The 25,866-nt window shown below is 55.5% G+C and carries 25 protein-coding genes and 2 tRNA genes; 20 read left to right on the top strand and 7 right to left on the bottom strand.

Annotated elements, in window-relative coordinates:
* Positions 1 to 25: 25 nt before the first annotated feature.
* From hflK to QN370_RS05815, 5 genes are all read left to right on the top strand, one after another.
* Positions 26 to 1,324, top strand: coding sequence for an FtsH protease activity modulator HflK (hflK, locus tag QN370_RS05835; protein ID WP_322128057.1), 1,299 nt, complete (start codon positions 26 to 28; stop codon positions 1,322 to 1,324).
* Complete coding sequence (gene hflC, locus QN370_RS05830) at positions 1,324 to 2,217, top strand: protease modulator HflC (protein ID WP_322128056.1); 894 nt, start codon at positions 1,324 to 1,326, stop codon at positions 2,215 to 2,217. The genes hflK and hflC overlap by 1 nt, the downstream gene beginning before the upstream one ends.
* A 178-nt stretch (positions 2,218 to 2,395) precedes the next feature.
* Entirely contained in the window at positions 2,396 to 3,547 is a 1,152-nt protein-coding gene (locus tag QN370_RS05825) for an ATP phosphoribosyltransferase regulatory subunit (RefSeq protein WP_322128055.1), read from the top strand.
* Between the two features lie 3 nt (positions 3,548 to 3,550).
* Positions 3,551 to 4,864 (top strand): adenylosuccinate synthase, encoded by a 1,314-nt coding sequence (locus QN370_RS05820; protein ID WP_322128054.1) that lies wholly within the window; start codon positions 3,551 to 3,553, stop codon positions 4,862 to 4,864.
* Between the two features lie 14 nt (positions 4,865 to 4,878).
* Positions 4,879 to 5,421, top strand: coding sequence for a phosphoribosyltransferase (locus QN370_RS05815; protein ID WP_322128053.1), 543 nt, complete (start codon positions 4,879 to 4,881; stop codon positions 5,419 to 5,421).
* Between the two features lie 117 nt (positions 5,422 to 5,538).
* Here the strand turns inward: QN370_RS05815 and QN370_RS05810 are convergent.
* Positions 5,539 to 5,623, bottom strand: a tRNA-Leu gene (locus QN370_RS05810).
* Positions 5,624 to 5,890: 267 nt separating this feature from the next.
* Here QN370_RS05810 and rnr point away from each other — a divergent pair.
* The 4 genes from rnr to QN370_RS05790 all read left to right on the top strand — a co-directional run bounded on the left by rnr (position 5,891) and on the right by QN370_RS05790 (position 10,611).
* Complete coding sequence (rnr, locus tag QN370_RS05805; RefSeq protein ID WP_322128052.1) at positions 5,891 to 8,263, top strand: ribonuclease R; 2,373 nt, start codon at positions 5,891 to 5,893, stop codon at positions 8,261 to 8,263.
* Positions 8,264 to 8,277: 14 nt separating this feature from the next.
* Positions 8,278 to 9,006, top strand: coding sequence for a 23S rRNA (guanosine(2251)-2'-O)-methyltransferase RlmB (gene rlmB / locus QN370_RS05800; protein WP_009667889.1), 729 nt, complete (start codon positions 8,278 to 8,280; stop codon positions 9,004 to 9,006).
* 191 nt (positions 9,007 to 9,197) lie between these two features.
* Positions 9,198 to 9,944, top strand: coding sequence for a serine O-acetyltransferase (gene cysE / locus QN370_RS05795; protein ID WP_322128051.1), 747 nt, complete (start codon positions 9,198 to 9,200; stop codon positions 9,942 to 9,944).
* Positions 9,945 to 9,954: 10 nt separating this feature from the next.
* Positions 9,955 to 10,611: a YceH family protein gene (locus QN370_RS05790; protein WP_322128050.1), complete on the top strand. Its 657-nt coding sequence runs from the start codon at positions 9,955 to 9,957 to the stop codon at positions 10,609 to 10,611.
* Here the strand turns inward: QN370_RS05790 and QN370_RS05785 are convergent.
* From QN370_RS05785 to QN370_RS05765, 5 genes are all read right to left on the bottom strand, one after another.
* Positions 10,608 to 11,396 carry a UDP-2,3-diacylglucosamine diphosphatase gene (locus QN370_RS05785; protein ID WP_322128049.1) on the bottom strand — a complete coding sequence of 263 codons (789 nt, stop codon included), beginning with the start codon at positions 11,394 to 11,396 and terminating at the stop codon, positions 10,608 to 10,610. The genes QN370_RS05790 and QN370_RS05785 overlap by 4 nt on opposite strands.
* Before the next feature lie 16 nt (positions 11,397 to 11,412).
* Positions 11,413 to 11,901: a peptidylprolyl isomerase gene (locus QN370_RS05780; RefSeq protein ID WP_322128048.1), complete on the bottom strand. Its 489-nt coding sequence runs from the start codon at positions 11,899 to 11,901 to the stop codon at positions 11,413 to 11,415.
* Positions 11,902 to 11,947: 46 nt separating this feature from the next.
* Positions 11,948 to 12,526 carry a peptidylprolyl isomerase gene (locus QN370_RS05775; RefSeq protein ID WP_322128047.1) on the bottom strand — a complete coding sequence of 193 codons (579 nt, stop codon included), beginning with the start codon at positions 12,524 to 12,526 and terminating at the stop codon, positions 11,948 to 11,950.
* Positions 12,527 to 12,536: 10 nt separating this feature from the next.
* Positions 12,537 to 13,736 carry a L,D-transpeptidase family protein gene (locus QN370_RS05770; RefSeq protein ID WP_322128046.1) on the bottom strand — a complete coding sequence of 400 codons (1,200 nt, stop codon included), beginning with the start codon at positions 13,734 to 13,736 and terminating at the stop codon, positions 12,537 to 12,539.
* Between the two features lie 68 nt (positions 13,737 to 13,804).
* Positions 13,805 to 14,920 carry a tetratricopeptide repeat protein gene (locus QN370_RS05765; protein WP_322128045.1) on the bottom strand — a complete coding sequence of 372 codons (1,116 nt, stop codon included), beginning with the start codon at positions 14,918 to 14,920 and terminating at the stop codon, positions 13,805 to 13,807.
* 240 nt (positions 14,921 to 15,160) lie between these two features.
* Here QN370_RS05765 and cysS point away from each other — a divergent pair, with 240 nt between their 5' ends.
* From cysS to QN370_RS05725, 8 genes are all read left to right on the top strand, one after another.
* The gene (gene cysS, locus QN370_RS05760) at positions 15,161 to 16,555 is read left to right on the top strand and encodes a cysteine--tRNA ligase (RefSeq protein ID WP_322128044.1); all 1,395 of its coding nucleotides are present in this window, start codon (positions 15,161 to 15,163) and stop codon (positions 16,553 to 16,555) included.
* Positions 16,556 to 16,560: 5 nt separating this feature from the next.
* Positions 16,561 to 17,211: a DNA-3-methyladenine glycosylase gene (locus QN370_RS05755; protein WP_322128043.1), complete on the top strand. Its 651-nt coding sequence runs from the start codon at positions 16,561 to 16,563 to the stop codon at positions 17,209 to 17,211.
* A gap of 50 nt (positions 17,212 to 17,261) precedes the next feature.
* Entirely contained in the window at positions 17,262 to 18,236 is a 975-nt protein-coding gene (locus tag QN370_RS05750) for an acetyl-CoA carboxylase carboxyltransferase subunit alpha (protein ID WP_322128042.1), read from the top strand.
* 14 nt (positions 18,237 to 18,250) lie between these two features.
* Complete coding sequence (gene tilS / locus QN370_RS05745) at positions 18,251 to 19,654, top strand: tRNA lysidine(34) synthetase TilS (protein WP_322128041.1); 1,404 nt, start codon at positions 18,251 to 18,253, stop codon at positions 19,652 to 19,654.
* 99 nt (positions 19,655 to 19,753) lie between these two features.
* Positions 19,754 to 21,004, top strand: coding sequence for an aspartate kinase (locus QN370_RS05740; RefSeq protein ID WP_322128040.1), 1,251 nt, complete (start codon positions 19,754 to 19,756; stop codon positions 21,002 to 21,004).
* Between the two features lie 79 nt (positions 21,005 to 21,083).
* Positions 21,084 to 21,176: transfer RNA gene (locus QN370_RS05735), tRNA-Ser, on the top strand.
* A 126-nt stretch (positions 21,177 to 21,302) separates the two neighbouring features.
* Positions 21,303 to 21,755, top strand: a complete 453-nt coding sequence (locus QN370_RS05730; RefSeq protein ID WP_322129163.1) for a methyl-accepting chemotaxis protein — start codon at positions 21,303 to 21,305, stop codon at positions 21,753 to 21,755.
* A gap of 264 nt (positions 21,756 to 22,019) precedes the next feature.
* The gene (locus QN370_RS05725) at positions 22,020 to 22,871 is read left to right on the top strand and encodes a PA4780 family RIO1-like protein kinase (RefSeq protein WP_322128039.1); all 852 of its coding nucleotides are present in this window, start codon (positions 22,020 to 22,022) and stop codon (positions 22,869 to 22,871) included.
* Between the two features lie 5 nt (positions 22,872 to 22,876).
* Here QN370_RS05725 and QN370_RS05720 read toward each other — a convergent pair whose 3' ends face one another.
* Entirely contained in the window at positions 22,877 to 23,107 is a 231-nt protein-coding gene (locus tag QN370_RS05720; RefSeq protein ID WP_322128038.1) for a hypothetical protein, read from the bottom strand.
* Positions 23,108 to 23,976: 869 nt separating this feature from the next.
* Between QN370_RS05720 and flhD the strand changes: the two genes are divergently transcribed.
* The 3 genes from flhD to QN370_RS05705 are packed head-to-tail and all read left to right on the top strand — an operon-like array spanning position 23,977 to position 25,741.
* On the top strand, positions 23,977 to 24,294 hold the full coding sequence (gene flhD, locus QN370_RS05715; RefSeq protein ID WP_322129162.1) for a flagellar transcriptional regulator FlhD: 318 nt from the start codon (positions 23,977 to 23,979) through the stop codon (positions 24,292 to 24,294).
* A 58-nt stretch (positions 24,295 to 24,352) separates the two neighbouring features.
* Positions 24,353 to 24,907 carry a flagellar transcriptional regulator FlhC gene (gene flhC / locus QN370_RS05710; RefSeq protein ID WP_322128037.1) on the top strand — a complete coding sequence of 185 codons (555 nt, stop codon included), beginning with the start codon at positions 24,353 to 24,355 and terminating at the stop codon, positions 24,905 to 24,907.
* Between the two features lie 48 nt (positions 24,908 to 24,955).
* On the top strand, positions 24,956 to 25,741 hold the full coding sequence (locus tag QN370_RS05705; RefSeq protein WP_322128036.1) for a class I SAM-dependent methyltransferase: 786 nt from the start codon (positions 24,956 to 24,958) through the stop codon (positions 25,739 to 25,741).
* The last annotated feature ends 125 nt before the right edge of the window (positions 25,742 to 25,866 follow it).

Genomic DNA, 25,866 nt, shown 5'->3' with positions numbered 1-25,866 from the left:
ATCACTTAAGCCAGATTGCGACCGAATGTTCGTTTCTCTTTTAAAAAAATATGGTTTGAAGTTTTCGCTGAATGACCCGCGTTGGGGTCGAGGTTCGCAGGACGACAAACAAAACCAGAATAGCAATCAGGATAATCGGCGCCCACCAGATGGGCCTCCTGATCTTGAGCAGTTGTGGCGTGACTTTAATGTCCGCCTCAACCGTCTGATCGGCGGCAAGAAAAAAAATGGCGGTGGATCGGATTCCGGCGGCAATGGCGGCGGCGGGTTTAATCCCGACATGCGCGGTGCGGGCCTCGGCGCCGGAGTGATTGCCGCGATTGCTGCGTTCCTTTGGCTGATCAGCGGATTTTTTATTGTTCAGGAAGGCCAGACGGCGGTAGTCATGACCTTCGGTAAAGTCAGTCACATGACGCCGGCCGGTTTTAACTGGCGCTGGCCAACGCCGATTCAATCGCACGAGATCGTCAATGTCTCGTCAGTGCGTACGGTTGAAATTGGTTATCGCGGTAGTGCCAAGAACAAGCAGCTGGAAGAGTCGCTGATGCTGACCGAAGATGAAAACATCATCGACATTCAGTTTGCTGTGCAGTACCGCCTCAAGAACGCAGCGGACTGGCTGTTCAATAATCGCGACCAGGAAGAGTTGATCAAGCAGGTTGCCGAGAGCGCGATTCGTGAAGTCGTCGGTCACAGCAAAATGGACTTTGTGCTCTACGAAGGTCGTGAAAAAGTGGCGCTCGATGTCGGTACGCTGATGCAGAAAATTCTTGATCTGTACAAGTCCGGTGTGCAGGTCGCCAATGTGACCATGCAGGGTGTGCAACCACCAGAGCAAGTACAGGCCGCGTTTGACGATGCAGTCAAGGCCGGTCAGGACCGCGAACGTGCGAAGAATGAAGGACAGGCTTATGCCAATGACGTGATTCCAAAAGCACGCGGTGCGGTATCGCGCTTGTTGCAGGAAGCCGAAGGCTACAAGTCGCGCGTCGTGTCCACGTCGGAAGGCGATGCCTCACGCTTCAAGCAAGTGCTCGTCGAATACGAAAAAGCCCCTGCGGTTACCCGCGATCGAATTTATTTGGAAACCATGCAACAAATATTTACGAACACATCCAAAGTGATGATCGACTCAAAGGCGGGTAATAACCTGTTGTACTTGCCACTTGATAAGTTGATTTCGCAATCGGTTGCGACCGATGCGGCTGGAAAAGTAACCGTCCCTGCTGCGGCTGCTGCGCCTGCAACGGCTGTCGAGACTGTTGACCCGCAACGAGTGCAAGATTCTCGCAGTCGTGACAATCGTAATCGGGAGGCACGCTAATGAACCGCCTAGTTTCCGCCGGCGTACTGGTGCTGATTGCCCTGTACTTGCTGACCTCCTCGGTGTTTGTCGTCAATCAGCGGCAATATGCGATTGTGTTTGCCCTCGGTGAGGTCAAGCAGGTCATCAGCGAGCCCGGCTTGCATTTCAAGATGCCGCAACCGTTTCAAAACGTACTGTTCCTCGACAAGCGCATTCTGACTCTCGATACGCCTGATGCGGATCGTTTCATTACGGCCGAGAAGAAAAATATTCTCGTCGATGCATTCGTGAAATGGCGGATCGTTGCGCCGACCTTGTACTTCGTCAGCTTTGGTGGCGACGAGCGGCGTGCACTTGATCGCATGGCGCAAATCGTCAAGGCAGCGCTGAACGAAGAAATTACAAAGCGCACGGTGCGTGAAGTCATCTCCGGCCAACGTGGCAGCGTGATGGATGCGATCCAGAAAAAAGTGGCGGAGGAAGCCAAGGAGATCGGTGTTGAAATCGTCGATGTCCGTCTGAAGCGGGTGGACTACGTTGAACAGATCAACCTGTCGGTCTTCCAGCGGATGAAAGCAGAGCGCACCCGCGTTGCCAATGAATTGCGTTCGACCGGTGCTGCCGAGTCGGAAAAGATTCGTGCCGATGCAGACCGTCAGGTCACCGTCTTGCTGGCGGATGCTTATCGGGATGCAGAAACCATGCGTGGTCAAGGTGACGCGAAAGCATCGCAGGTCTACGCGGACGCATTTGGCAAGAGTCCTGAGTTCTACAAGTTTTATCGTAGCCTCGAGGCTTACCGCGCCAGCTTCAAGACCCGTAACGACTTGATGGTGCTCGATCCGAGTTCTGAGTTCTTCAGGTATTTCAAGAACCCGGGTGCCTCTGCTGCTGCCAGTTCGAAGAAATAACATTGCGGGCGAGGCCGGTTGCAGCGTATTCTGCGTCCGGTCCACGCTCTTCCCCATGAAGGCGCCGAGCCTGCTGTTGCCGAGTTGGTTGGTTCAACCGGAATAGCTGCTGCGGCGCTCAGTTGCGTGCGGTCACGCCGCGACTTGTTCGATTTTTTTTATCCATACTGTTCCTGTCATGCCCAACTGGCTACTCCCTGAAAATATTGCTGATGTGCTGCCTTCCGAGGCACGCAAGATAGAAGAACTGCGCCGTCAACTGCTGGATCAATTCCGTCATTACGGCTTTGAATTGGTGATGCCGCCCATGCTCGAATATCTCGAGTCGTTGCTCACGGGCGCTGGCACCGATACCGACTTGCGCACGTTCAAGCTGGTAGACCAGTTATCGGGTCGGACCATGGGCGTGCGTTCCGACATGACGACGCAAGTCGCGCGGATCGATGCGCACTTGCTGAACCGCGCGTCGGTCACGCGTCTTTGCTACGCCGGCAGCGTGCTGCATACCCGTCCGTCTGGCTTGCATGCCACGCGGGAACCGCTGCAGATCGGTGCCGAGATATACGGTCATGCAGGTCTCGAAGCCGATGCCGAAATCCAGCAACTGGTGCTCGCATCGCTCGCGCTGGCTGGTATAAAAACGGTGCGACTGGACTTGTGTCATGTCGGGATTGTGCGGGCCATCATGGCGCAGGACGCCGCGGCGCGCGCTAACGAAGCGGCATTGTTCGCGCTGCTCAAAGCTAAGGATGCACCCGGCTTGCGACAACTGACGGCATCATTTGGTACGGTTGCTCGCGACGCAATCCTGGCGCTGCCTGAACTTTACGGTGATGCCTCGACGCTGCAGCGCGCTCGCGCGGTGCTGCCGGCCTTGCCCGGGATCGTTGCCGCGCTCGATGATCTGGAGGCGCTGGTGCAATTGGCCGGTGCCGCACAGATGACGATCGATCTGGCCGACCTGCGTGGTTACCACTACGAAAGCGGTGCAACGTTTGCGGCCTACGTATCGGGGCTGCCGAATCCGGTCGCCCGTGGTGGTCGCTACGATCATGTCGGCGAAGCATTCGGCCGCGCCCGTCCGGCGACCGGCTTTTCGATGGACCTGCGCGAACTGGCGCGTCTGCTGCCTGGCGCGCAACGTGTCAGTGCAATTCGTGCTCCGTGGGGCACCGACAGCGCACTGCGTGAAAAGATCGCTGCACTGCGACATGCTGGCGAGGTGGTAATTCAAAATCTGCCTGGCCACGAAAACGATCAGGAAGAGTTCGATTGCGATCGCGCACTGGTTCTCGACAACGGCAATTGGCTTCTCAAAAATTTAGGTTAAGTGATGACTCAGACAAACGTGGTGAAAAATGTAGTGGTCATCGGCACCCAATGGGGCGATGAGGGCAAGGGCAAGATCGTCGATTGGCTGACCGATCATGCGCAAGGCGTCGTGCGTTTTCAGGGAGGGCACAATGCCGGTCACACCCTGGTCATTGGCGGGAAAAAAACCGCATTGCAACTGATCCCGTCGGGCATCATGCGCGCCGGCGTAGCCTGCTACATCGGCAATGGCGTGGTCCTGTCGGTGCCGGACTTGCTGCGTGAAATCGACAAGCTGCAAGCTGTCGGGGTCGAGGTGGAATCGCGGTTGAAAGTATCCGAAGCCTGTCCGATCATCTTGCCGTATCACACGGCTCTCGACGGTGCGCGTGAAGCGGCGCGTGGCGCGGCCAAGATTGGTACGACTGGCAAGGGCATCGGTCCGGCGTATGAGGACAAAGTGGCCCGTCGCGCCATCCGTGTCGCTGACCTGCTCAACGAAAAACGGTTCGGCGAGAAGCTGCGCGAGAATCTCGATTTCCATAACTTCGTGCTGACTGCATACCTGAAAGCACCGGCTGTCGATTTTCAGAAGACGTTCGATGACGCGCTGGCCGATGTGCCACGCCTTGCACCGATGGCAGCAGACGTGTCGAGCGCGCTGTACGCCGCTTACAAGGGTGGGGCGAGCCTGTTGTTTGAAGGCGCACAAGGTAGCTTGCTGGACGTCGATCACGGTACTTATCCGTTCGTCACTTCCAGCAACTGCGTGGCTGGCAACGCCGCCGCCGGCAGTGGCGTTGGTCCGAACATGCTGCACTACATTTTGGGGATTACGAAGGCGTACACGACACGCGTTGGCAGCGGTCCGTTCCCGTCCGAATTGCCCACTGATGCCGGCGTGGGCATGCATCTGTCGAGCGTGGGTCACGAGTTCGGCACGGTCACCGGCCGTCCGCGTCGTTGCGGCTGGTTCGATGCCGCGCTGCTGCGTCGCTCGGTCCAGATCAACGGTGTCTCCGGCATGTGCCTGACCAAGCTTGACGTGCTCGATGGATTGACGTCGTTGAAGATCTGCACGGGCTATCTGATTGATGGCAAGCATGTCGATATTTTTCCGGTCGGTGCCGAAGATGCCGGTCTTTGCGAGCCAGTCTACGAAGAGATGCCAGGCTGGATCGACACCACCGTCGGTGCCAAGTCGATGGAGGCACTGCCGGCCAACGCCCGTGCTTACATCAAGCGTATCGAAGAGCTGGTCGGCGTGCCGATCGACATGGTGTCGACCGGTCCCGACCGCGAAGAAACCATCGTGCTGCGCCATCCATTCAAGTAAGGAGCGCGATCATCATGTCGTTACCTGTGTCGAATGAGAAGGATCTCTGGGTTTCCTGGGATGACTACCACCGGGCCATCGAGCGCCTGGCAATGATGGTGCACGATTCAGGCTGGAAGTTTGACCAGGTGCTGTGCCTGGCACGCGGCGGCCTGCGTCCGGGCGATGTGTTCTCGCGCATTTTCGACGTGCCGCTGGCGATTCTGTCGACCAGTTCGTATCGCGAAGAAACCGGCACCAAACGTGGCGACCTCGATATCGGCAAGTTCATCACGATGACGCGTGGTTCGCTCGGCGGCCGTGTGCTGCTGCTTGATGACCTCGTTGATTCGGGTGTCACGCTGGAAAAAGTCCAGCATCACCTGAAGACCAATTTTCCTGCAGTAATAGAAGTCAAATCAGCCGTGATCTGGTGCAAGGCGTGCTCGTCGATACGGCCGGATTTTTATCTGGATTATCTGGAGTCGAACCCGTGGATTCATCAACCGTTTGAAGAGTACGACGGATTGCGCGCGCATCAGTTGCATGCGTGGCTGAAGAAGGGCGAGCAGCAGTAAGAAGACCTCCACTAGACCATGTTCGCATGGTCTTTTTTTTGCCGCCAGGTTCGGTCGCAAATCTGGAGGCGAAAAAAAACCCGCTGTCGAAACAACGGGTTTTTTAAATGAAAGGCTTGGTGCCCACGGAGGGACTCGAACCCCCACATCCGAAGACACATGGACCTGAACCATGCGCGTCTACCAATTCCGCCACGTGGGCCTTCCAAAGAAACCGAAGTATAAAGGAAATCCCTGTCCTGTCAAAGTGCCTTTCATGCTGGTCTGCAAATAACTGGTGTGATAGGTTAAACTCGCGCAGTCCGTTACACTACGCGGGCGCGCGTTTCGCGAAGTTGCTGTTTCAGAACGCGCCGAGTCCGAAGCAAGTCGACCCCATGGTGGCGCGCTGATCAACTCGCCGCAAATGCGCCTGGATGTTTTCCGTATTTTCCGAATTTTTACCAATAACAACTAACTGACCCAACATTTGAGCCAATACACTATTCCCAGCCGCGAGGAAATTCTCGGCATCCTGCGTACGTCATCCGACGCGCTTAACGCAGAGGCGATTGCCGCTGCTCTCAACGTCCTGGGCGACGAAATTGATGTCCTGATGCGCCGTCTGAATGCGATGGAGCGCGACGGCCAGATCAAGCCCGACAGCAACGGCACCTATCAACTTTCCAGTAATGCCGGCTTCATTGATGGCCGCGTGAGCAGTCACCGTGAAGGCTTCGGTTTTCTGGTGCCCGATGATGGCGGCGATGATCTGTTCCTGTCTGAAAAGGAAATGCAGAAGGTGTTGCATGGTGATCGCGTCAAGGCACGCATCATCGGCACCGATCGACGCGGTCGGCCGGAAGGCACCATCGTCGAAGTCGTGTCGCGTGCCAACACCCATGTCATTGGCCGCTTGCTCAATGAAAACGGTGTCTGGCTGGTGGCTCCCGAAGACCAGCGTATCGGTCAGGATATTGCCCTCTCGGGCTCGCCCGGTCAGGCCAAGACTGGCCAGGTCGTCAGTGTCGAACTGACCGAGCAGCCTTCGCGTTTCAAGCAACCGGTTGGTCGCATCGTCGAAGTGCTCGGCGAGATCGATGACCCCGGCATGGAAATCGAAATTGCCGTGCGCAAGTTCGGCGTGCCACATATCTTTTCAGATGCGGCCCAAAAAGCCGCAGCAAAATTGCCGAGTGAAGTGCGCGAAAGCGACCTGGCTGATCGCGTCGATTTACGTGATGTGCCATTGGTCACCATTGATGGTGCCGATGCCCGCGACTTTGATGATGCGGTCTATTGCGAACCGATCAAGATTGGTCGCGCTGATGGCTTCCGTCTGATCGTGGCGATTGCCGATGTCAGTCATTACGTCAAGCCAAACGAGGCGCTGGATGTGGATGCGCTCGAACGCAGTACGTCGGTTTATTTTCCGCGTCGGGTCATCCCGATGCTGCCGGAAAAACTCTCCAATGGCTTGTGTTCACTGAACCCGGGTGTCGATCGGCTGACACTGGTGTGTGACGCCGTGATCACTGCCAAAGGCGAGATCAAGGCGTATCAGTTTTATCCTGCCGTGATCCATTCTGCGGCGCGACTGACCTACGATGAAGTCGCGGTCATCCTCGCCAACACCAAGGGATCGGATGCTGCCAAACGGCCCGCGCTTGTGCCGCATTTGTTGAATCTGCATGCGGTGTATCACGCCTTGCTCAAGGCACGCCATCTGCGCGGTGCCATTGATTTCGAGACCACCGAAACCTACATCGTCTCCAATGCCAACGGCAAGATCGAATCGATTCTGCCGCGCACCCGCAACGATGCCCACAAGTTGATCGAAGAGTGCATGCTGGCCGCCAATGTGTGTGCCGCCGATATTCTCGAGCGCCACAAGCAGCCTGGCCTGTACCGCATCCATGCGACGCCGACCAAGGAAAAGCTCAACCAGGTGCGTACCTTCCTCAAGCAGGTCGGTTTGAATCTTGGCGGTGGTGACAAGCCATCGGCCTCCGATTACGCCGAGCTGATGCCTAAAATTAAGGCGCGGCCCGACGCGACGTTGTTGCAGACCATGTTGTTGCGCTCGATGCAGCAAGCGGTCTACAGCCCGGAGAACATCGGCCACTTTGGTTTGTCTTACGAAGCCTATGCCCACTTCACCAGCCCGATCCGCCGATATCCGGATTTGCTGACGCATCGTGCGATCAAGGCGATACTGCTCGGTAAGCGCTATGAACCGAAGGGTATCGACACGACGGTGCTCAACACAACGGTGTCGAATGCGGCGCGCAAGCAAGCCGTGAAAGACAAGGCCGAAGGCAAACAAAAGAATGCCGCTGATCTGACGATCTGGGATGCCCTCGGCGTGCACTGCTCGGCCAACGAACGGCGTGCCGATGAAGCCTCGCGCGATGTCGAGGCCTGGCTCAAGTGCTACTTCATTCGTGACAAGCTCGGCGAAGAATTTACCGGCACCATTTGTGGCGTCGCCACGTTCGGTATTTTCGTTCAGCTCGACTCCCTGTTCATCGAAGGACTGGTGCATGTCACCGACCTGGGTGCTGATTACTTCCAGTTCGATGAAGCCCGTCATGAATTGCGCGGCGAGCGCAGCGGCATCCGTTACCAGTTGACTGACCGGGTCACGGTACAGGTCGCCCGTGTCGATCTCGATGCGCGCAAAATCGATCTGAAACTCGTCACCGAACCGGGCATCAAGACCGTCCTTAAAAACGAGTCGCGACGCGCCGAAGAAGAACATCAGGAAAGCGATCCATCCGGTCGCCGTCATACCTCCACCTCACCAGCAGACCGTTCGCGTGCGCCGAAAGCGTATCCGAAAGCAGGCAAGAAGAAGCGATAAGAACCATGAGTAAAATGATATTCGGCTTCCATGCCGTGACCGCGCGCTTGCGCCACGAAGCGTCGACGGTCGAAGAGATTTATGTCGATACAGCCCGGCATGATCAACGCATGAAAGATATGCTCAAGGCGGCGGCTGCCGTCAAGGTCCGTGTCATCCAGGCGGACGATCAGCGTCTGTCGAACATGGTTGGCACACGCCGGCATCAGGGTGTGGTGGCCAAAGCTGGTGAAGTTTCTCTGGCTCGTAACCTCGATGAATTGCTCGACGCAATCGATGGGCCGCCGCTGTTGCTGGTCCTCGATGGCATCACCGATCCGCATAACCTCGGCGCCTGCCTGCGTGTTGCCGATGGGGCCGGAGCGCATGCGGTAATTGCGCCGAAGGACCGTGCAGTGGGTCTCAATGCGACCGCTGCCAAGGTCGCCAGTGGTGCGGCCGAGAGTGTTCCGTACATCACGGTGACTAATCTGGCGCGGACGCTGCGTGATCTGAAAGATCGTGGCATCTGGCTCATCGGTACGACCGAAGACGCCGAACAGACGCTGTATCAGGGTGACTTCACCGGACCGACCGCGCTGATCATGGGCTCGGAAGGAGAGGGCATGCGCCGCCTGACGACCGAGACCTGTGACTTCCTCGTGCACATCCCGATGTTCGGGGCGGTCGAAAGCCTCAACGTGTCGGTTGCATCGGGCGTGTGTTTGTTTGAAGCGCGACGCCAGCGTCTGGTCAAGGGATAATTCTTTGCGCGCAGGGACGCACTCTGTGTGGCCCTCGCACGCCAACTGCACATATCGCTGCTCGCCGTTCGTCCGGCGATGTGTTGCCCTGGCTCGGTATGTGCGTGCAGCCTTGCCGGTATTTCAGGTGCCATCACGGAAACTGGCGGGAGCAGTTACCATAGCCTTTCTTTCAAAAATACAAGCCATCCATGTTCAGTCGCCTCCGTGAAGACATCGCCAGTATCATCGAACGCGACCCTGCCGCGCGCAATGCGTGGGAAGTGCTGACCTGTTATCCGGGTCTGCACGCGATTATCTTGCATCGGGCTGCCGGCTGGTGCTGGCGGCATCAACTGAAGTGGTTTGGCCGCTTTATCGCTTATCTGACTCGCATACTCACTGGTATTGAAATTCACCCTGGCGCGACCATCGGCCGACGCGTTTTCATTGACCACGGTTTCGGTGTTGTCATCGGCGAGACGGCGGATGTGGGTGACGATTGCACGATCTATCAGGGAGTGACGCTGGGCGGCACGTCCCTGAGCAAGGGTGCCAAGCGTCATCCGACGCTGGGTGCCGGCGTGATTATCGGTGCCGGTGCGCAGGTGCTCGGCGGTTTCACAGTCGGAGCCGCTGCCAAGATCGGCTCGAACGCGGTCGTGGTCAAGGAAGTGCCGCCCGGCGCGACAGCAGTTGGCAATCCGGCGCGCATTGTTCTCAAGCAGACACACACTGCGCAGGAAAATGCCGCACGCCTGTTTGCGGCCTACGGGGTCTCACCTGACGGTGACGATCCGCTGTCGAAAGCCCTGCACGGTCTCATTGATAACGCCGCCGCGCAGGAGCTTCAGATCAGCAAGATCCTCGCCGCGCTCAAATGTGCCGGCATCGGATGCGAGACGATGGCCGGGCTCGACAAGTTCGATCCCGCATCATTGAACCGCATGGTCGAATAAGGAGGGCATCATGACATCAGAAGATCAGCACACCATTTTCGATCAACTCGAAATCCGTGTGCTTGCCGTGCTTTCGGAAAAGGAAGCAACGACACCCGATGCGTATCCGCTGTCACTCAACGCACTGACGAATGGCTGCAATCAATTGTCGAGTCGCGATCCGGTGATGACGCTCAGCGACGCCGCCGTCCACGATGTGTTGCAGCGATTGATGCAACGCAAACTGGTCGTCGAAGTGAGTCAGGCCGGGGCGCGTGTTGCCAAGTTCGAGCACCGGATGCGCATCAAGTGGTCGCTGGAACCGGACAAGCTGGCAGTGCTCACGGTACTGATGCTGCGTGGCAGTCAAACTGCCGGTGAAATTCGTGCACGCTGCGAACGCCTGCACGCGTTCGAGACCATCGAGCAGGTCGAAGCGTGCCTGCAATTTTTGATCGACAAGTATCCGCCGCTGGTGGCAAAGCTCGCGCGCGGTCGCTATGTCTCGTTGTTGGCGGGTGAGTCCTTCATCGAGCAACAGGAGATCGCCAGCGTATTTTCAGGCAAGGTCAACGTGCAGGGCGCGACGGATCGGTTGTCGCAACTGGAGGCCGAAGTCACACGGTTACAGACCGGATTGGATGACTTGTCGGCGCAGTTTGCTCTCTTCAAGCGGCAGTTCGATTAAAGCTCGACCGGCTTCCCGGTGACGTCAAGACGGCGTAGTTGTCCCGCTGCATCCAGCCCGATCCAGCCGCCGCGTGGCGGCGTAACTTCACAATCCCAATCCGGAAGAACAACCCTCGTGCGTCCGGCTGCATCGTGATGCGTGGCAGGGCGGTGGGTGTGCCCGTGAATCATCAACGTTGTACCCGTCGCGTTGAACAAGGCATCAATGGCGTCAGGATTGACATCCATGATGTCGGCGGCTTTCGTGGTCTGTGCATCACGGCTCTGCGTGCGCATGCCGGCGATGATCGCCTTGCGGCGCGCCAGCGGCATCGCCAGGAAATCCTGTTGCCACTGCGTTTGCCGGACTTCATTGCGGAACGCCATGTACCCGATGTCATCGGTACATTGGGCATCGCCATGGACAAGGACGATTTGCCGACCGGCCACCTCGATGACCGTGCCGTCAGGCAGCATGGTGATGCCCGTGGCGCGAGCGAATTCGGAACCGACCAGAAAGTCGCGGTTGCCCGCCATCCAGAATAACGCGGTGCCACCATCACTCAGTGCGCGCAGTTCGCTGATGATGTGGCGATGCAGCGGTGGGTCGATGTCATCATCGCCCGCCCAATATTCGAACAGATCGCCTAACAGATAGAGTTGTCTGGACCGCGACCCATGGCGCTGCAGGAAGTCGATGAACGCCGCAATCGTGGCCGGCATCGACTCTTTCAAATGGATGTCGGAAACAAAAAGCGCAACCATTTCCGGTTGCGCTTCGTTCACTGTGTCAGTGCTGGTCATGCTTTGCAAAGAAGCATCAGACGACGGTGACTTTTTCGATCACGACATCGACGACTGGCACATCGGCCGACATGCCCGAGCGGCTGGTCTTGACAGCCTTGATCTTGTCGACGACATCCGCGCCTTCGACCACTTTGCCGAACACGCAGTAACCCCAGCCGTCTTGACCGGGATAGTCGAGGAAGCTGTTGTTCTTGATGTTGATGAAAAATTGCGCCGATGCAGAATGCGGGTCCGATGTGCGCGCCATGGCGACACTGTACTCGACATTTTTCAGGCCGTTCTTGGCTTCGTTTTCGACCGGTGCGTTGGTGGCTTTCTGTTTCATGCCAGGCTCGAAACCGCCGCCCTGAATCATGAAGCCATCAATGACGCGATGAAAAATCGTGTTCGAATAATGGCCTGCGTTGACATAGGCAAGGAAGTTTTCAACGGTCTTCGGTGCTTTTTCTGCATCGAGTTCGAGCTTGATGTCGCCGTGGTTGGTGGTGATGATGACTGCCATGAATTACCTCTTTGTGGTCTGAAAGGGTGGGTGGAGATCAGTGCGCTTATTTGGTCAGCGTCGCACTTTCGATCACGATGGGTGTTTGCGGTACGTTCTGGTACATCGCCGCGTCTTTGGTTGGCATGCGACGGATCTTGTCGATCACGTCCTGTCCTGCAACGACCTTGCCGAATACCGCATAGCCGTAACCGTCACGGCCCGGGTAATCGAGCATGCCATTGTTATTGACATTGATAAAAAATTGCGACGTTGCCGAATCCGGATCGCCAGTGCGTGCCATGGCAACCGTGTACGCGTCATTTTTCAAGCCGTTGCTGCCTTCGTTCTTGATCGGCGCGCTGGCTTGCTTCTGGTTCAGGTTCTTGTCGAAGCCGCCACCTTGAATCATGAAGCCGTCGATGACGCGATGGAAGATGGTGCCTTTGTAGTAGCCGCTTTTGACGTATTTAAGAAAGTTGTCAACGGAGACCGGGGCTTTTTCCGGATTAAGTTCCAGCACGATATCGCCCATGCTGGTCTTGAGCAAAACCTTGGTCGCTTCTGCGGCATGGGCGACAAATGCGCTGGCAGACAGTGCCAGTGCAGCGATCAGAGCGGTGAAATGTCGGCGTTTGTTGTGCATCTGGATCTCCTTAAAGTAGGCCTTCATAAACGATTTTCCAGTTCCGGCCCTCTTTGGCCCAGTACTGGCGTTTGCGTTGCGACGTATGCTTTTTGCCCAAAGCGGAGGCCTGCGTGAACGTGCTGACGATCAAACCCTTCTGACCCGGATAAGAGAACATCGTCACGTCTTCCAGCTTGATGCTTATCGCCGTGATGCCCGCCATCATTTGCACGTGCTTGCCAGACCAGGTTGCCAGGTCTTCACCCAGTGCCGATTTGAATTGTGTCGAGTAATTGTTCATGAAACGCGGGGTACTCAGGCTTTCGAGGTCGCGTTTCCATTCTTCAAGCAGTCCATCGGCGGCATCGCGTTCTATTGTCAGTGCTTTCCTGGAGACGAATTCTACCTGTTCGCTGATGACCACCGGCGTCTTGCCCGGATCAACGGTACGAAACAGCTTGAGAAGGTCAGGATTAGTCAGCACCACGCAGCCATCCGAAGCCAGTGGTGGCCGGCTGTAGCTATTGGATGGCGTGCCATGCAGCCAGATACCCGAGCCACTGCGTCCGTTCACGCGATCCCATTCGTTCGGATAGTTGATGGGTAGTGCACCGGCACCATAAAAATCCGGCAGCCGGTTGCGACCCAGTCGACCGGTGATGTAATAGACGCCGACCGGTGTTTTCTGGTCGCCTTCCTTGAGTTTGTTACTGCCCAGTTTGCCCTGCGTGATGTAGTAGTCGTTCATCAGCTTGATCTGCCCGTGCGCGTTCTGGTACACGTAGAGTCGGGAACGCCTAGTGTCGACGACGAAGGCAAAGCGCTGGTCATCGCGCAGTTTCAGCAGCGCACGGGGCACCAGATCCGGATCGGGTCTTTCGCGTAGCGAATTGAGCCGTACCATCGCTTCTTCTCGCAAGTCGTTGAGCTTGTCCCGATCGCCTTTCGACGACGTTCCGAGGCCAGTGACAGGGCTGGTATGCATCATCAGCAAGTCGCCACGGACCAGTTGCGCAAGCAGGAAATTAGGATAGGCGGCGACCAGTGCGTCAACCCGCGATTGCGCCCGGCGCAAGTTGTTGGCAGCGAGGTCTTTGTAGATGGCGATCAGTTGCGAGTCAGGATCAGTGTCAGGGTTGCTTGCCTGTTGCGGCAGGAGCGGCATGCGTCCCGCCGCTGCCGCCGCTACCACCGCGACCGGCCCTGCCGCCAGAAATGACGTGGCCATCAGTGCTGGTATCAAAAAACGATCGGCCAGCTTTTTCGCTGCCCTCAGAGATGTTATCAAACCGACCATTAGCTACCTGTGCGTTCCTGCTGAATCAACCATTTATTACCTTGCCTGGTCATGACCATCGTTTTTGGCGCATTCGAATGCACTTGCTTGGAGTCGTATTCCTGTTGAAATCTTGCTGTTGCCGTGTTGCCGTTAATGGTGACTTTCGGCGTGCCGATCTTGATGGTGATGTTGTCATTGCCTTTGATTCGCGCGTGCCGTTGATCGACCCACGCTTTGCGCGACATGCCATTGGCAGGCTGGAAGTCATTTGCATAGTAACCAAGGTATGCCGTGACGTCTTCGGCAGCCCACGCCTTGGCCCAGCTGGTGATTACGTTCGTGATGTCTTCCTGGTCAGAGTTGATTGCTGGTGCTTTGGCTACTGGTTTCGGTTCTGGTTTTGCCTTCGGCTCGACCTTGGCTACGGGTACGCCAGGGGCGTCGGCTTTTGGCTCTGGCTTTGCTTCAACCTTGGTCGCCGGTTTAGGTTCGATCCTGGCAACCACGACTGGTGGCGGTGCTTTTGCTGCTTCCGGTGCGGGTTTGGCTGTGGCCGTGGCAACGGGTGGCGGTGCTTTTGCTGCTTCCGGTGCCGGTTTGGTCGGGGCCGTGGCAACGGGTGCCGGTGCGCCAGTTTTCGGATTGGTGCCGCCGGTATTGTTACCGACCAGCGTACGGATCATTGTCAGCTTGGTTTTGGCGGTCGTGTTGGCAGAATCGAGTTGCAGCGCTTTGTCATAAGCCTGGCTGGCGAGCTTGGCATAGACGTCGCCCAGGTTTTCATGCGCGGTGGAGTAAGTAGGATTGGTGCGAATCGCCATTTCCAGCGAGGCACGAGCCTTGTCATATTGGCCGCTTGCGGCGAACAACACGGCAAGATTATTGTATGGCTCCGGCAGTTCCGGGAAATCTTCGGTCAGTTTGGTAAAGACGGCGATCGCCTCAGCGGGCTTATTCTGCTCCGTCAGAATCACGCCTTTCAGGAAGCGTAATTGCTTGTCGCGTGGTGTCTGTAGCAGTGCCGAGTCGACTTTCGTTATCGCCTCGCCGAACTGTCCGGCTCGGACCAGGGCATTGATGTCGGTCAGACTATCGGCGAAAGCGCGCGGTGTGAACAGCGCTGCTGAGAGCATCGAAATTGCAAAAAATTTACTGAAGCCTGAGTTCAGGGATGGCGAAAAGGACGGTCGGGGCGTGAGTTGCATGGTTTTTTTAGGTGATATACTTCTGCGGAAAGCAACATACTATCAAAATTAGCCAACTAAAAGGGTTTTGGTGAGTGCGCTTTTCGTGCCTATCGAGCAACTTAACAGCTGCGAGATCGTTACCAACGCTCGCCATGCAACCCTCACTTCCAAAGCCGGCATTTGCCTATGACTTCCCTGAAAATTTACAATACGCTGGCGCGTGAAAAACAGCCATTTTTACCGCTCGTGCCGGGCCAGGTACGGATGTACGTCTGCGGCATGACAATCTATGATTACTGCCACATCGGCCATGGCCGGATGATGCTGGCATTCGATGTCGTGTACCGGTGGCTGCGTGCATCCGGCTACAGCGTTACCTATGTCCGTAACATTACCGATATTGATGACAAAATTATTCGCCGTGCTGTCGAAAATGGTGAGTCGATTGCTTCGCTGACAAGCCGTTTCATCGATGCGATGGCCGACGATACCGCCGCATTGGGCATTCTGCCGCCAACCGATGCGCCACGCGCCACGCACTATGTGCCACAGATGCTCGACATGATTTCGCGTCTCCAGTCAAAGGGTTTGGCTTATCAGGGCGATGACGGCGACGTGAATTATTCAGTGCGTGATTTTCCCGGCTACGGCAAGTTATCTGGCAAGTCGCTCGACGATTTGCGCGCCGGTGAACGGGTTGATGTCAACACGGGCAAGCGCGATCCGCTCGATTTCGTACTCTGGAAAGCAGCCAAGGAGAGCGAGCCTGAGGATGCCAAATGGTCTTCGCCTTGGGGCGTTGGCCGTCCTGGCTGGCACATCGAATGTTCAGCCATGGCGTGCGCGCTGCTCGGTGAACAATTCGATATTCATGGCGGTGGTACGGACCTGCAGTTCCCGCATCACGAAAACGAAATTGCCCAGTCCGAAGGGGCCAACGACAAACCGTTTGCCAATTACTGGCTGCATAACGGACACGTCCGCATCGACAATGAAAAAATGTCCAAGTCGCTCGACAATTTTTTCCTGATCCGTGATGTGCTGGCCAACTACGATGCCGAAGTCCTGCGCTTCTTCATTTTGCGCGCGCACTACCGCAGTCCGTTAAATTACTCGGACACGCATCTTGACGATGCGCGGGTGGCGCTGACCCGGCTGTACAAGGCACTCAATGATGTCGTGCCGTCGCACGACGGGCTGGACTGGACCTTGCCGTATCCCCGGCGTTTTGCCGAAGCCATGGATGACGACTTCAATACGCCGCTTGCGCTGGCCGTGCTGTTCGACCTGACGACAGAAATCAATCGCAGCGGCGATGCGGCGCTGGCCGGTCAATTGCGTCATCTGGCGGCCGTGCTGGGTTTGCTCGAACGCAGCCCGCAGGAATTTCTGCAAAGTGGCCACGGTAAGACGGTCAGCGAAGAAGACAACGCGCAGATCGCAGAAAAAATTGCCGCCCGTATTGCTGCCAAACTCGCCCGTGACTATGCGACCGCAGACCGCCTGCGCGATGAACTGGTCGCGGCAGGCATCCTGCTGGAAGACAAGCCGGGCAACGTGACCGAATGGCGAAGGGCGTAGGCGGTATGGCAAATTTGATGGAAACAGCCGGACAACTGGGCGCGCCGACCTACTGGGACGATGCCAAGATCGAATTGATGAAGCGCGATCGCATCATGCGCAAGCTCATCCCGCAATTTGGTGATGTGCATCTGACCGGGCGCGGGGAGCCATTCGTCACGCTGGCGCGGTCGATTATCGGGCAGCAGATTTCGGTGAAGTCCGCCGAGGCTGCATGGCAGCGTTTCCTGCTGGTGTGTCCGAAGTCGACCCCGAGTCAAGTAGTCAAGGCTGGTGCTACGGATCTGGCAGGTTGCGGTTTGTCCAAGCGAAAGGTCGACTACATTATTGATCTGGCAGAGCATTTCAAGGCCAAGCGCGTGCATGCGGACAAGTGGGTTGACATGGATGATGAAGCGGTCATCGCCGAACTGATCCAGATTCGCGGTATCGGTCGATGGACCGCCGAAATGTTCTTGATCTTTAATCTGCTGCGTCCCAATATCCTGCCCCTGGATGACGTTGGTCTGCTCAACGGTATCAGCCTGAATTATTTTTCCGGCGAACCGGTGTCACGTAGCGATGCCCGTGAGGTATCGGCCAATTGGGAGCCGTGGCGCACGGTTGCAACATGGTATTTGTGGCGTAGCCTTGAACCCGTGCCGGTCATTTATTGATTTTTCCGGGTTTTCAGACTCACCATGTGTTGAAACAAAAAGGGAACACGATGACAAAAACAACTTTCCTGTCATTTGAAACGCCGATCGCCGAACTGGATTCGAAGATCGAAGAATTGCGTTTTGTGCAGGATGATTCTGCTGTTGATATTTCGGAAGAAATCGACAGGCTGGCCAAGAAAAGCCAGCAGTTGACCAAGGATATCTATGCCAAGCTCACGCCATGGCAAGTGTCGCAGATCGCGCGCCATCCGCAGCGACCGTACACGATGGATTACGTCAATGAAATCTTCTCCGATTTCCATGAGCTACATGGCGATCGCAGTTACGCCGACGACCTGTCGATCATCGGTGGCCTGGCTCGTTTCAATGGTCAGGCCTGCATGGTGATCGGACATCAAAAAGGCCGTGACACCAAGGAGCGTGCGTTGCGCAACTTCGGCATGCCCAAGCCTGAAGGTTATCGCAAGGCATTGCGCCTGATGAAAGTCGCCGAAAAATTCGGCCTGCCAATCTTTACCTTTGTCGATACGCCCGGTGCATTTCCCGGTATCGATGCCGAAGAGCGTGGCCAATCCGAAGCGATCGGTCACAACCTGTATGCGATGGCAGAGCTGAAAGTACCGCTGATTGCGACCATCATTGGCGAAGGCGGCTCCGGTGGTGCGTTGGCCATTGCGGTGGGTGATGCGGTGCTGATGCTGCAATACGCGACTTACTCGGTGATTTCCCCCGAAGGTTGCGCATCGATTTTGTGGAAGACGGCAGAGCGTGCATCGGATGCTGCCGAAGCACTCGGGTTGACCGCGCATCGGTTGAAAGCCATTAACCTGATCGACAAGATTGTCAATGAACCGCTCGGTGGCGCGCACCGCGACCCGAAGTTGATGGCCTCGATGCTCAAGCGTGCACTGGCCGATACCTTGCGCCAGTTTATCGGGATCAAGACCAAGGACTTGATTACGGCACGCCATGAGAAGTTGCTGAGCTATGGCAAATTCAAGGAAATCGCTGCGCCGGAATGAGGTGGTAATTCGTCTTGAAAAATCAGCAAATACTTGGCATCGATGATGTCTTTGAACGCGCACTCGCAATAATCCGGGCGCGCGTTGTCCTTTCTGCTCCGGCTCGCGCTGACGTCGTGGCGATCGCTTACAGCGGCGGTCTCGATTCATCGGCGCTGCTGCATCTGGCGCATCGGCATGCTCAAAAAAGCGGCACGCGACTGTTCGCCTTCCATGTTCATCACGGGCTCAGTGTGGACGCCGACGCCTGGGTACAGCATTGCGCCACCGAGTGCGCCCGGCTGGGTATCACTTTTGCTGCGCAGCGGGTGCAGCTTGCCGATGCCGGTGCCAGTGGCATCGAGGCCGCTGCACGTTGCAGCCGTTATGCGGCACTTGGTGCACTGTGTCGTGACCACAATGTGCCCTTGCTGCTGACCGCGCATCATCAGGATGACCAGGCCGAAACAGTGTTGCTGCAACTGTTGCGTGGTTCTGGCGTGGCCGGATTGTCAGGCATGGACACGGCCAATTGCGCGCCTGATCTGCTGGGCGATTCCACATTGGTGATGGCGCGTCCGTTGTTGTCGCTGTCGCGCGAGCAGTTGGCCGGATTTGTCGCGAGGGAGGGGATTGTCCATGTCGATGATGCGTCCAACCTCGATACACGCTATGCCCGCAATGCACTGCGTCATGAAGTCATGCCAGCGCTAGCGCGATTTTTTCCCGGCTTCCAGCATCGCCTTGCACGCACCGCCAGTCACGCCCAGGCGGCGCAGCGTCTGCTGATCGAACTGGCCACGCAAGACCTCGCGTTATGCGCTGTCGGCGAAGCACTTGACATTAGCTGTTTGCGCACACTCAGCGCCGATCGTGCGGATAACCTGCTGCGTTACTGGTTTGGTTCACGCGGCGTACGTATGCCATCGACATCATGGCTGCATGAAATGCGCACGCAATTGTTCGAGGCCAAGCCGGACGCCCAACTTTGCGTCACGCATGTCGATTGCCACATCCGCCGCCATCGTGACCACGTGTTCATCACGCCGCACCGGATCGAGTTTGATCCCGAGGAGTTGCCGGTCATCGACTTTCACTGGCGTGGGGAAGCCCGGCTGGATTTTCCTGATTTGAATGGATCACTTCTGTTTGAAGGCGCGGAGCAGGGTGTTGCGGCGAGCTGGTTGAACGAGCAAGCGCTGGCAATCAGTTTGCGTAGCGGCGGTGAACGTCTCAAGCCTGCGCCCAACCGTTCGACCCGAGCCCTGAAATATCACTATCAGGCAGGCAATGTCCCGGCATGGGAGCGTGAGCGATTGCCGGTCGTTCGGGTCGGAAAGAAGCTGCTGTTTGCTGCGGGCGTAGGCATGGATTGCCATCATTTCAGCACGGTGGACGAGCCGCGTATTGCCCTGCGATGGGTTTTTGCGGCGGATTGATATTGCCAGGGTGCTTGTCATTTCGTCTCGCAGCGGGTACAGTCGACGACTCTTTTTTTGATGTCTTTTTTAACGCAAGCAGTATCTACCCTCACTCCTATGGCATTAATCGTTCACAAATATGGTGGCACATCGATGGGCTCGACCGAGCGTATCAAGAATGTTGCCTTGCGAGTTGCCAAGTGGCATGACGCTGGTTTTCAGGTCGTGGTGGTGCCGTCGGCAATGTCCGGTGAAACCAACCGTTTGCTGGGCATGGCCAAAGAGCTGATGTCGCAACCCGATCCGCGTGAAATGGACATGCTGGCGTCGACCGGAGAGCAGGTTTCGGTGGCATTGCTGGCAATGGCGTTAAAAGCAATCGGCAAGGATGCCGTGTCGTATGCCGGCTGGCAGGTGGCGATCAAGACGGATTCTGCTTTCACCAAAGCGCGTATCCAATCGATCGACGATGCCAAGGTGCGCAATGACCTCGACGCCGGTCGCATCGTGATCATCACCGGTTTTCAAGGTGTTGATCCTGACGGTAATATCTCCACGCTCGGTCGCGGTGGTTCCGACACCTCCGCAGTGGCGATCGCGGTGGCAATGAAAGCCGAAGAGTGCCTGATTTTCACTGATGTCGACGGCGTCTACACTACCGATCCACGTGTGGTGACCGACGCTCGTCGCCTCAATACCGTGACCTTTGAAGAGATGCTGGAAATGGCTTCGCTCGGGTCAAAAATATTGCAGATCCGCTCGGTGGAGTTCGCCGGTAATTACAAGATGCCAACCCGGGTGCTGTCTTCGATGACCGACCCGATGTTGCCGCTGGAAATAGAAGCCCGCTCCGGGACCCTGATTTCGTTTGAGGAAGACACAAATATGGAACAAGCCGCCATCACTGGTATCGCCTTCAATCGTGACGAAGCCAAGATCACCGTGCTGGGCGTGCCGGATCGTCCGGGTATCGCTTATCAGATTCTGGGTCCGGTTGCCGACGCGAACATTGAAGTCGACATGATCATCCAGAACCAGTCAGTCGCCGGCAAGACAGACTTCACATTCACCGTCGCGCGCGGCGAGTACCAGCGTTCGATGGAGGTGCTCAATGCCAGCGTCAAGGAGCATATTGGTGCTGGCAGTATTGCTGGCGATGCCAAAGTCTCGAAGGTGTCGGTCGTTGGTGTCGGCATGCGCAGCCACGTCGGCATTGCTTCGCAAATGTTCCGGACCTTGTCGGAAGAGGGCATCAATATCCTGATGATCTCGACTTCCGAAATCAAGATATCGGTACTGATCGACGAAAAATACATGGAGCTCGCCGTGCGTGCGCTGCACAAGGCCTTTGAACTGGAAAGCGCCTGAAATGTTTGATTGACCAAGCTGGCCTGAATAGTTATGATTCGATGCTTGCGGAAATGAGTTTAACGACCTGTTGACGCGTGGAGACGTGGCCGAGTGGCCGAAGGCACATCCCTGCTAAGGATGCATACGGCTTATACCTGTATCGTGAGTTCGAATCTCACCGTCTCCGCCAGATTGAAAAGAAAAAGCCCTTGGAAACAAGGGCTTTTTTTTGCGTGCCGTGTTCTTTGCATGCATTGATTTCTTAAGTTAAATGGTAATGGATTGTGCGTTGATTTTGTATTGAGGGTGAGTCTGTCTGGCGAATGACTTATCTCTTCTGATTCTTGCGCTCAACGCGACGGTGAGAGCCGCCAGTGCTGACGCACAAGGAAGGGGTTTTGCAGTGCTGGCCACTGAAGTGCGTAATCTGGTGGAGCGTTTGGCGGGAGCGGCAAAAGAGATCAAGGGCTTGATCAATGATTTGGCTGAAAAAGTTGATGCCGGGCCACGTTTGGCCGGGGAGGCCGAGACTACGTTGGATGAGGCTGTCCGCAGCGCGCGGCATGCGACTGACATCATGGCTTTCAGTCGTGAGCAGATTGTCGTCATGGAGCAGATCAACCAGGCCACTTTCCATATTGATAGTGTGACGCAACAAAGTTCAGCGCTGGTCGAGGAGGCGTCAGACCAATTCGCCAAGCTGGCTGTCCTGAGAAAGCTGGCTGTGATGCGGGTCAATCGAGCTGGTGCCACTTTGAAAGATTTTTGAGGTGAGTAGCGGTATCGGGGGCACCATGGACGGCGCTGAGTTTTAGCATCAGTACTATTTCCTTGTCCAAAAGCCCGCTGTCATGGGTCGGCAGGTTACACTTCGCCCTTCGTTTGGCATATTGTTGCTTGACGAAGCGCAGAGCGGATCAGCACACCACCCCTGTTCGTCGTGTCGCAGTAACCGTTGTTTGCCGTCGCGGTCAGTCGATTTTTCTGTCTGCGCGAAGTCGTGCGCGGACCAATACCCAATTCGGCAATACCCATGAAAACCCCAAAAAGAATCCAGCCCCTGATCGAAGAAGGCCTGATCGATGAAGTGATGCGTCAGCTCATGAGTGGCAAGGAAGCCACTGTGTACGTGGTGCGTTGTGGCGACGATGTGCGCTGTGCGAAGGTCTACAAGGAAGCCAATGAACGTAGCTTTCATCAGGCGGTAGCTTATCAGGAAGGTCGGCGTGTCAAAAACAGCAGGCAAGCTCGCGCGATGGAAAAAGGCACACGATACGGTCGCAAAATGGCTGAAGAGGTTTGGCAGAACGCGGAAGTTGACGCGCTTTACAAGCTCGCTGCTGCCGGTGTGCGGGTACCTGTTCCCTATATCTGTTTCGAGGGCGTGCTGTTGATGGAGTTGATCACTGCAGCCGACGGGAATGCCGCGCCGCGCCTCAACGATGTAGAGCTGACTCGTGAACTGGCATTGGCATATCATGCCGACCTGTTACATCAGGTCGTGCTCATGCTGTGTGCTGGTGTGATCCATGGCGATCTGTCTGAATACAATATTCTTGTCGATGCTCAAGGGCCGGTCATCATCGACCTGCCGCAAGCCATTGATGCCGCAGGCAGTAGTGTTGCTGCCGACATGCTTGATCGTGACGTAAGCAACCTTGCCAATTTTTTTGGTATCGTCGTGCCTGAACTGCTCACTACTCAGTACGGTAAGGAAATTTGGAGCCTATACAAGGCTGGATTGCTCACGCCGGATACACCATTGACTGGCGTAGTTGCCACACCTGTGCACGAGGCTGATGTCGGCGCAGTGATCCGTGAAATAGCGCTTGCACGCGAGGAAGAAGAAGAGCGGCAGAGACGCTTGTCCGAAGCGCAATCCTGACCAGGCTACTCAGAGGCAAATTCGGCCGCTGCCTTGGCTGTGCCAAGCGCGCTGCCGTAGCTGGAAAATGGCGTGTCGTAACTATCGACCGTCCCGCTTTCGCCGATGAAATGTACCCACCAACCATCTGCCAGTTCCTGGAGCACGATATCGTTTTCCTTACCTTGTTCCGTTATCGTTTCTCCTGATGCCAGCGTAAGAATGTGGATGGTGTGATGCACGATGAGAGTGGCCATGGTCGATCCTAGGTAGTCAGGGCGTCAAGATAACAATATGGTGATATTTCTGCAATTCATGTTTTGACCGGTGCTGAAGGTAGCGGCCAAGTTGGTTTTTGCTCTTGTCGCGGGCACAACTCCGTATCAAGGTAGCAGTCGAAGCACGTCGCCGGCAGTATTCGAGAAAAATGCTTGAAGCATCGTCACCCTGAGATGACCGTTTTGTCCGCGCAGCGCGCAGGTGAAAAGTCGGAGCACACGAACTTTTTATCAGGCATCAATCAATTTTTCATTCTTGCGACGTTGGTCTTTTCTGCATACTTTCCCCCGTTCGATTTCCGTGAGTTTCCGGCCTTGTTTTCAAAGTCATGATCCTCATTGCGGACAATTTTTTAGGCGATGAAAAATAAATTCTTCATCTAGCCTAAAGTCGGTCGCTCTGAGGCCGATAACTAAAAATCAGAATGACAATAAATTCCAAACTAATTTGCTCCTCAGCCCTAAAGTTTGTGAACTTGTTGCCGTTAAAAATAAGCAACTGATGTTCTTGAGCAACAACATGATTTTATTCATGTAAATAGTCTCTTTTTTTTAGGGATAACCTTGAGCAACATAATCAAAAAAAGCATCAATCGTATTTAAAAGTTGGTCTCAGGAAATTGTGGTGACTGACGGAAACATGAGGCCTAGAGCCACTTCTCACTGCCACCCTGTGGCGAGTGCCATACACGCTTGGTGCTTGTAGGACAAAATCTGTCACTTCCCCCTGCCTTGTTTCCGTCAAGAAATACCGACAACTACCTATTCCCCCCCTCTGTTCGCCCGATCAGAATGCAGTCACCGATTGAGCAAAATGCTCTCCGGACAAAATGCTGAGGGGCAAAACAATGGATACGAACGTGATGATGGCTGAAATTCGTGATGCAAATCTTGGTTATCTGATGTTGGCGCAACAAATGATCCGAGCCGACAAGGCGGCAGCGATTTACCGCCTTGGCGTCAGTAGCGAAATTGCTGACCTGATCGCCGGTCTCAACAATGCCCAAATTCTCAAATTATCCGGTAGCAGTATGATGCTGGCGCGTTTCCGATTTGAAGATGGTGCCATCCTCGGCATGCTGACTAATTACAACAAGGACCGTGCGTTGTCTCAATCGCATGCCGCAATCCTGATGGCCAGCCAGGGCGTTGAAGAGATCGCCTGACGATATCAACGCGTTGTTCGGATAGTCGGTCAAACAAGCAATCTGTCGAGGTGAAATCATGGCAAAAAAAAGCGTTGTTACAGAATCCCATGAAATCCAATTGGCGATCGAGCTGATCAGACTCGGAGCGCGTTTGCAGTTGCTGGAATCCGAAACCTCGTTATCACGCGAGCGGTTGCTGAAACTTTACAAAGAGCTCAAGGGCGTTTCGCCACCGAAAGGCATGCTGCCATTTTCGACAGACTGGTTTATTACGTGGCAACCCAACGTTCACTCGTCGTTGTTCATCAATATCTACAAATTTTTGCAAGAACATGCCCACATCACGGGCATTGTTGCCGTCGTCAAAGCGTACAAACTGTACCTGGAGCAAATGGGCCCGGAAAGCGGTGAGGAGCCAGTACTGTCATTGACCCGTGCATGGACGCTGGTGCGTTTTTTTGACAGCAAAATGCTGAGCACTGCGTGCTGCACCCAATGTAGTGGCCACTTCGTCGTACACCAACTCGATCTCAACGCAGACTACACCTGCGGGCTGTGCCACATGCCGTCGCGGGCAGGTAAAACCCGCAAGGCCAAGGAAGCCGCGCAAGCCGCAGTTGCCACGGTATAACCTAGTGGGCATGATGATCAGGTCTGTATTTCTCGTCGAAGAACACTCGTGTTGCCACTCAGGTCTCATTCTCTCTCCCTCTCGTTGAAGGCGCCTGCAGTCCAGGCGCTTTGTCTGCAATTTCTTTCTTTCTTCATCATCGTTTTCGGTGCGACCATTCTTTGGAAAACGATCGGGTGGGTGCTGCCCATATTGCTACTGGCGATATTGCAAGGATTGGTTGCAGCGTTGTTGTCACGCCGGTGTGATCTGGCGTCATGGTGGTTGCTTATACAGTTGCTGTTTGCGCCGGCGCTCGTGATCGTTCTTGGATGGCAATTGCCTCCATGGATTTTTTTGCTGGCTTTCTTACTCATGTTGAGCCTTTACTGGAGCACCTATCGCACGCAAGTCCCTTTGTATCTGTCAGGCCCGCGCGTCTGGAAAGCGGTGAGTGAGTTGCTGCCGGCACGTCCGCTACGCGGCATCGATATCGGTAGCGGGCTTGGCGGACTGGTGCTTAACCTCGCCAAGCGTCACCCGGAGAGTGAATTTTATGGCATCGAACTGGCACCTCTTCCGTGGTTACTTAGCCTGCTGCGCGCGCGCCTGCGCAGCAATCCTGCACACTTCTTGCGCGGCGACTATCAATTACTTGACTTATCACGCTTCGATGTTGTGTTTGCTTACCTGTCGCCTGTAGCGATGTCGCCGCTATGGCTTAAGTTCCAGGCAGAAATGCCAGTCGGTTCATTGCTAATTAGTTACGAATTTGCGATCGAGGGTCAGACCGCAGACGAGATGTATCAACCGATCAAAGATGGACCTTATTTGTATGTCTGGCGCAAGCAGTGATTTTGTTGTGGGAAAGACAGCATAAATTGTGTCTTGATAACCCCACTTAAATAACATTCCATTAACGTTCCATTTTGTTTCTGCTCTTTTGACCTTAAAATCGTGCAGCTTCTCTCAGTTGAACT

It is taken from the genome of Actimicrobium sp. CCI2.3 (genome assembly GCF_035019065.1).
GTDB lineage: Bacteria > Pseudomonadota > Gammaproteobacteria > Burkholderiales > Burkholderiaceae_D > Actimicrobium.
This window is presented reverse-complemented; position numbering and strand designations above follow the sequence as displayed.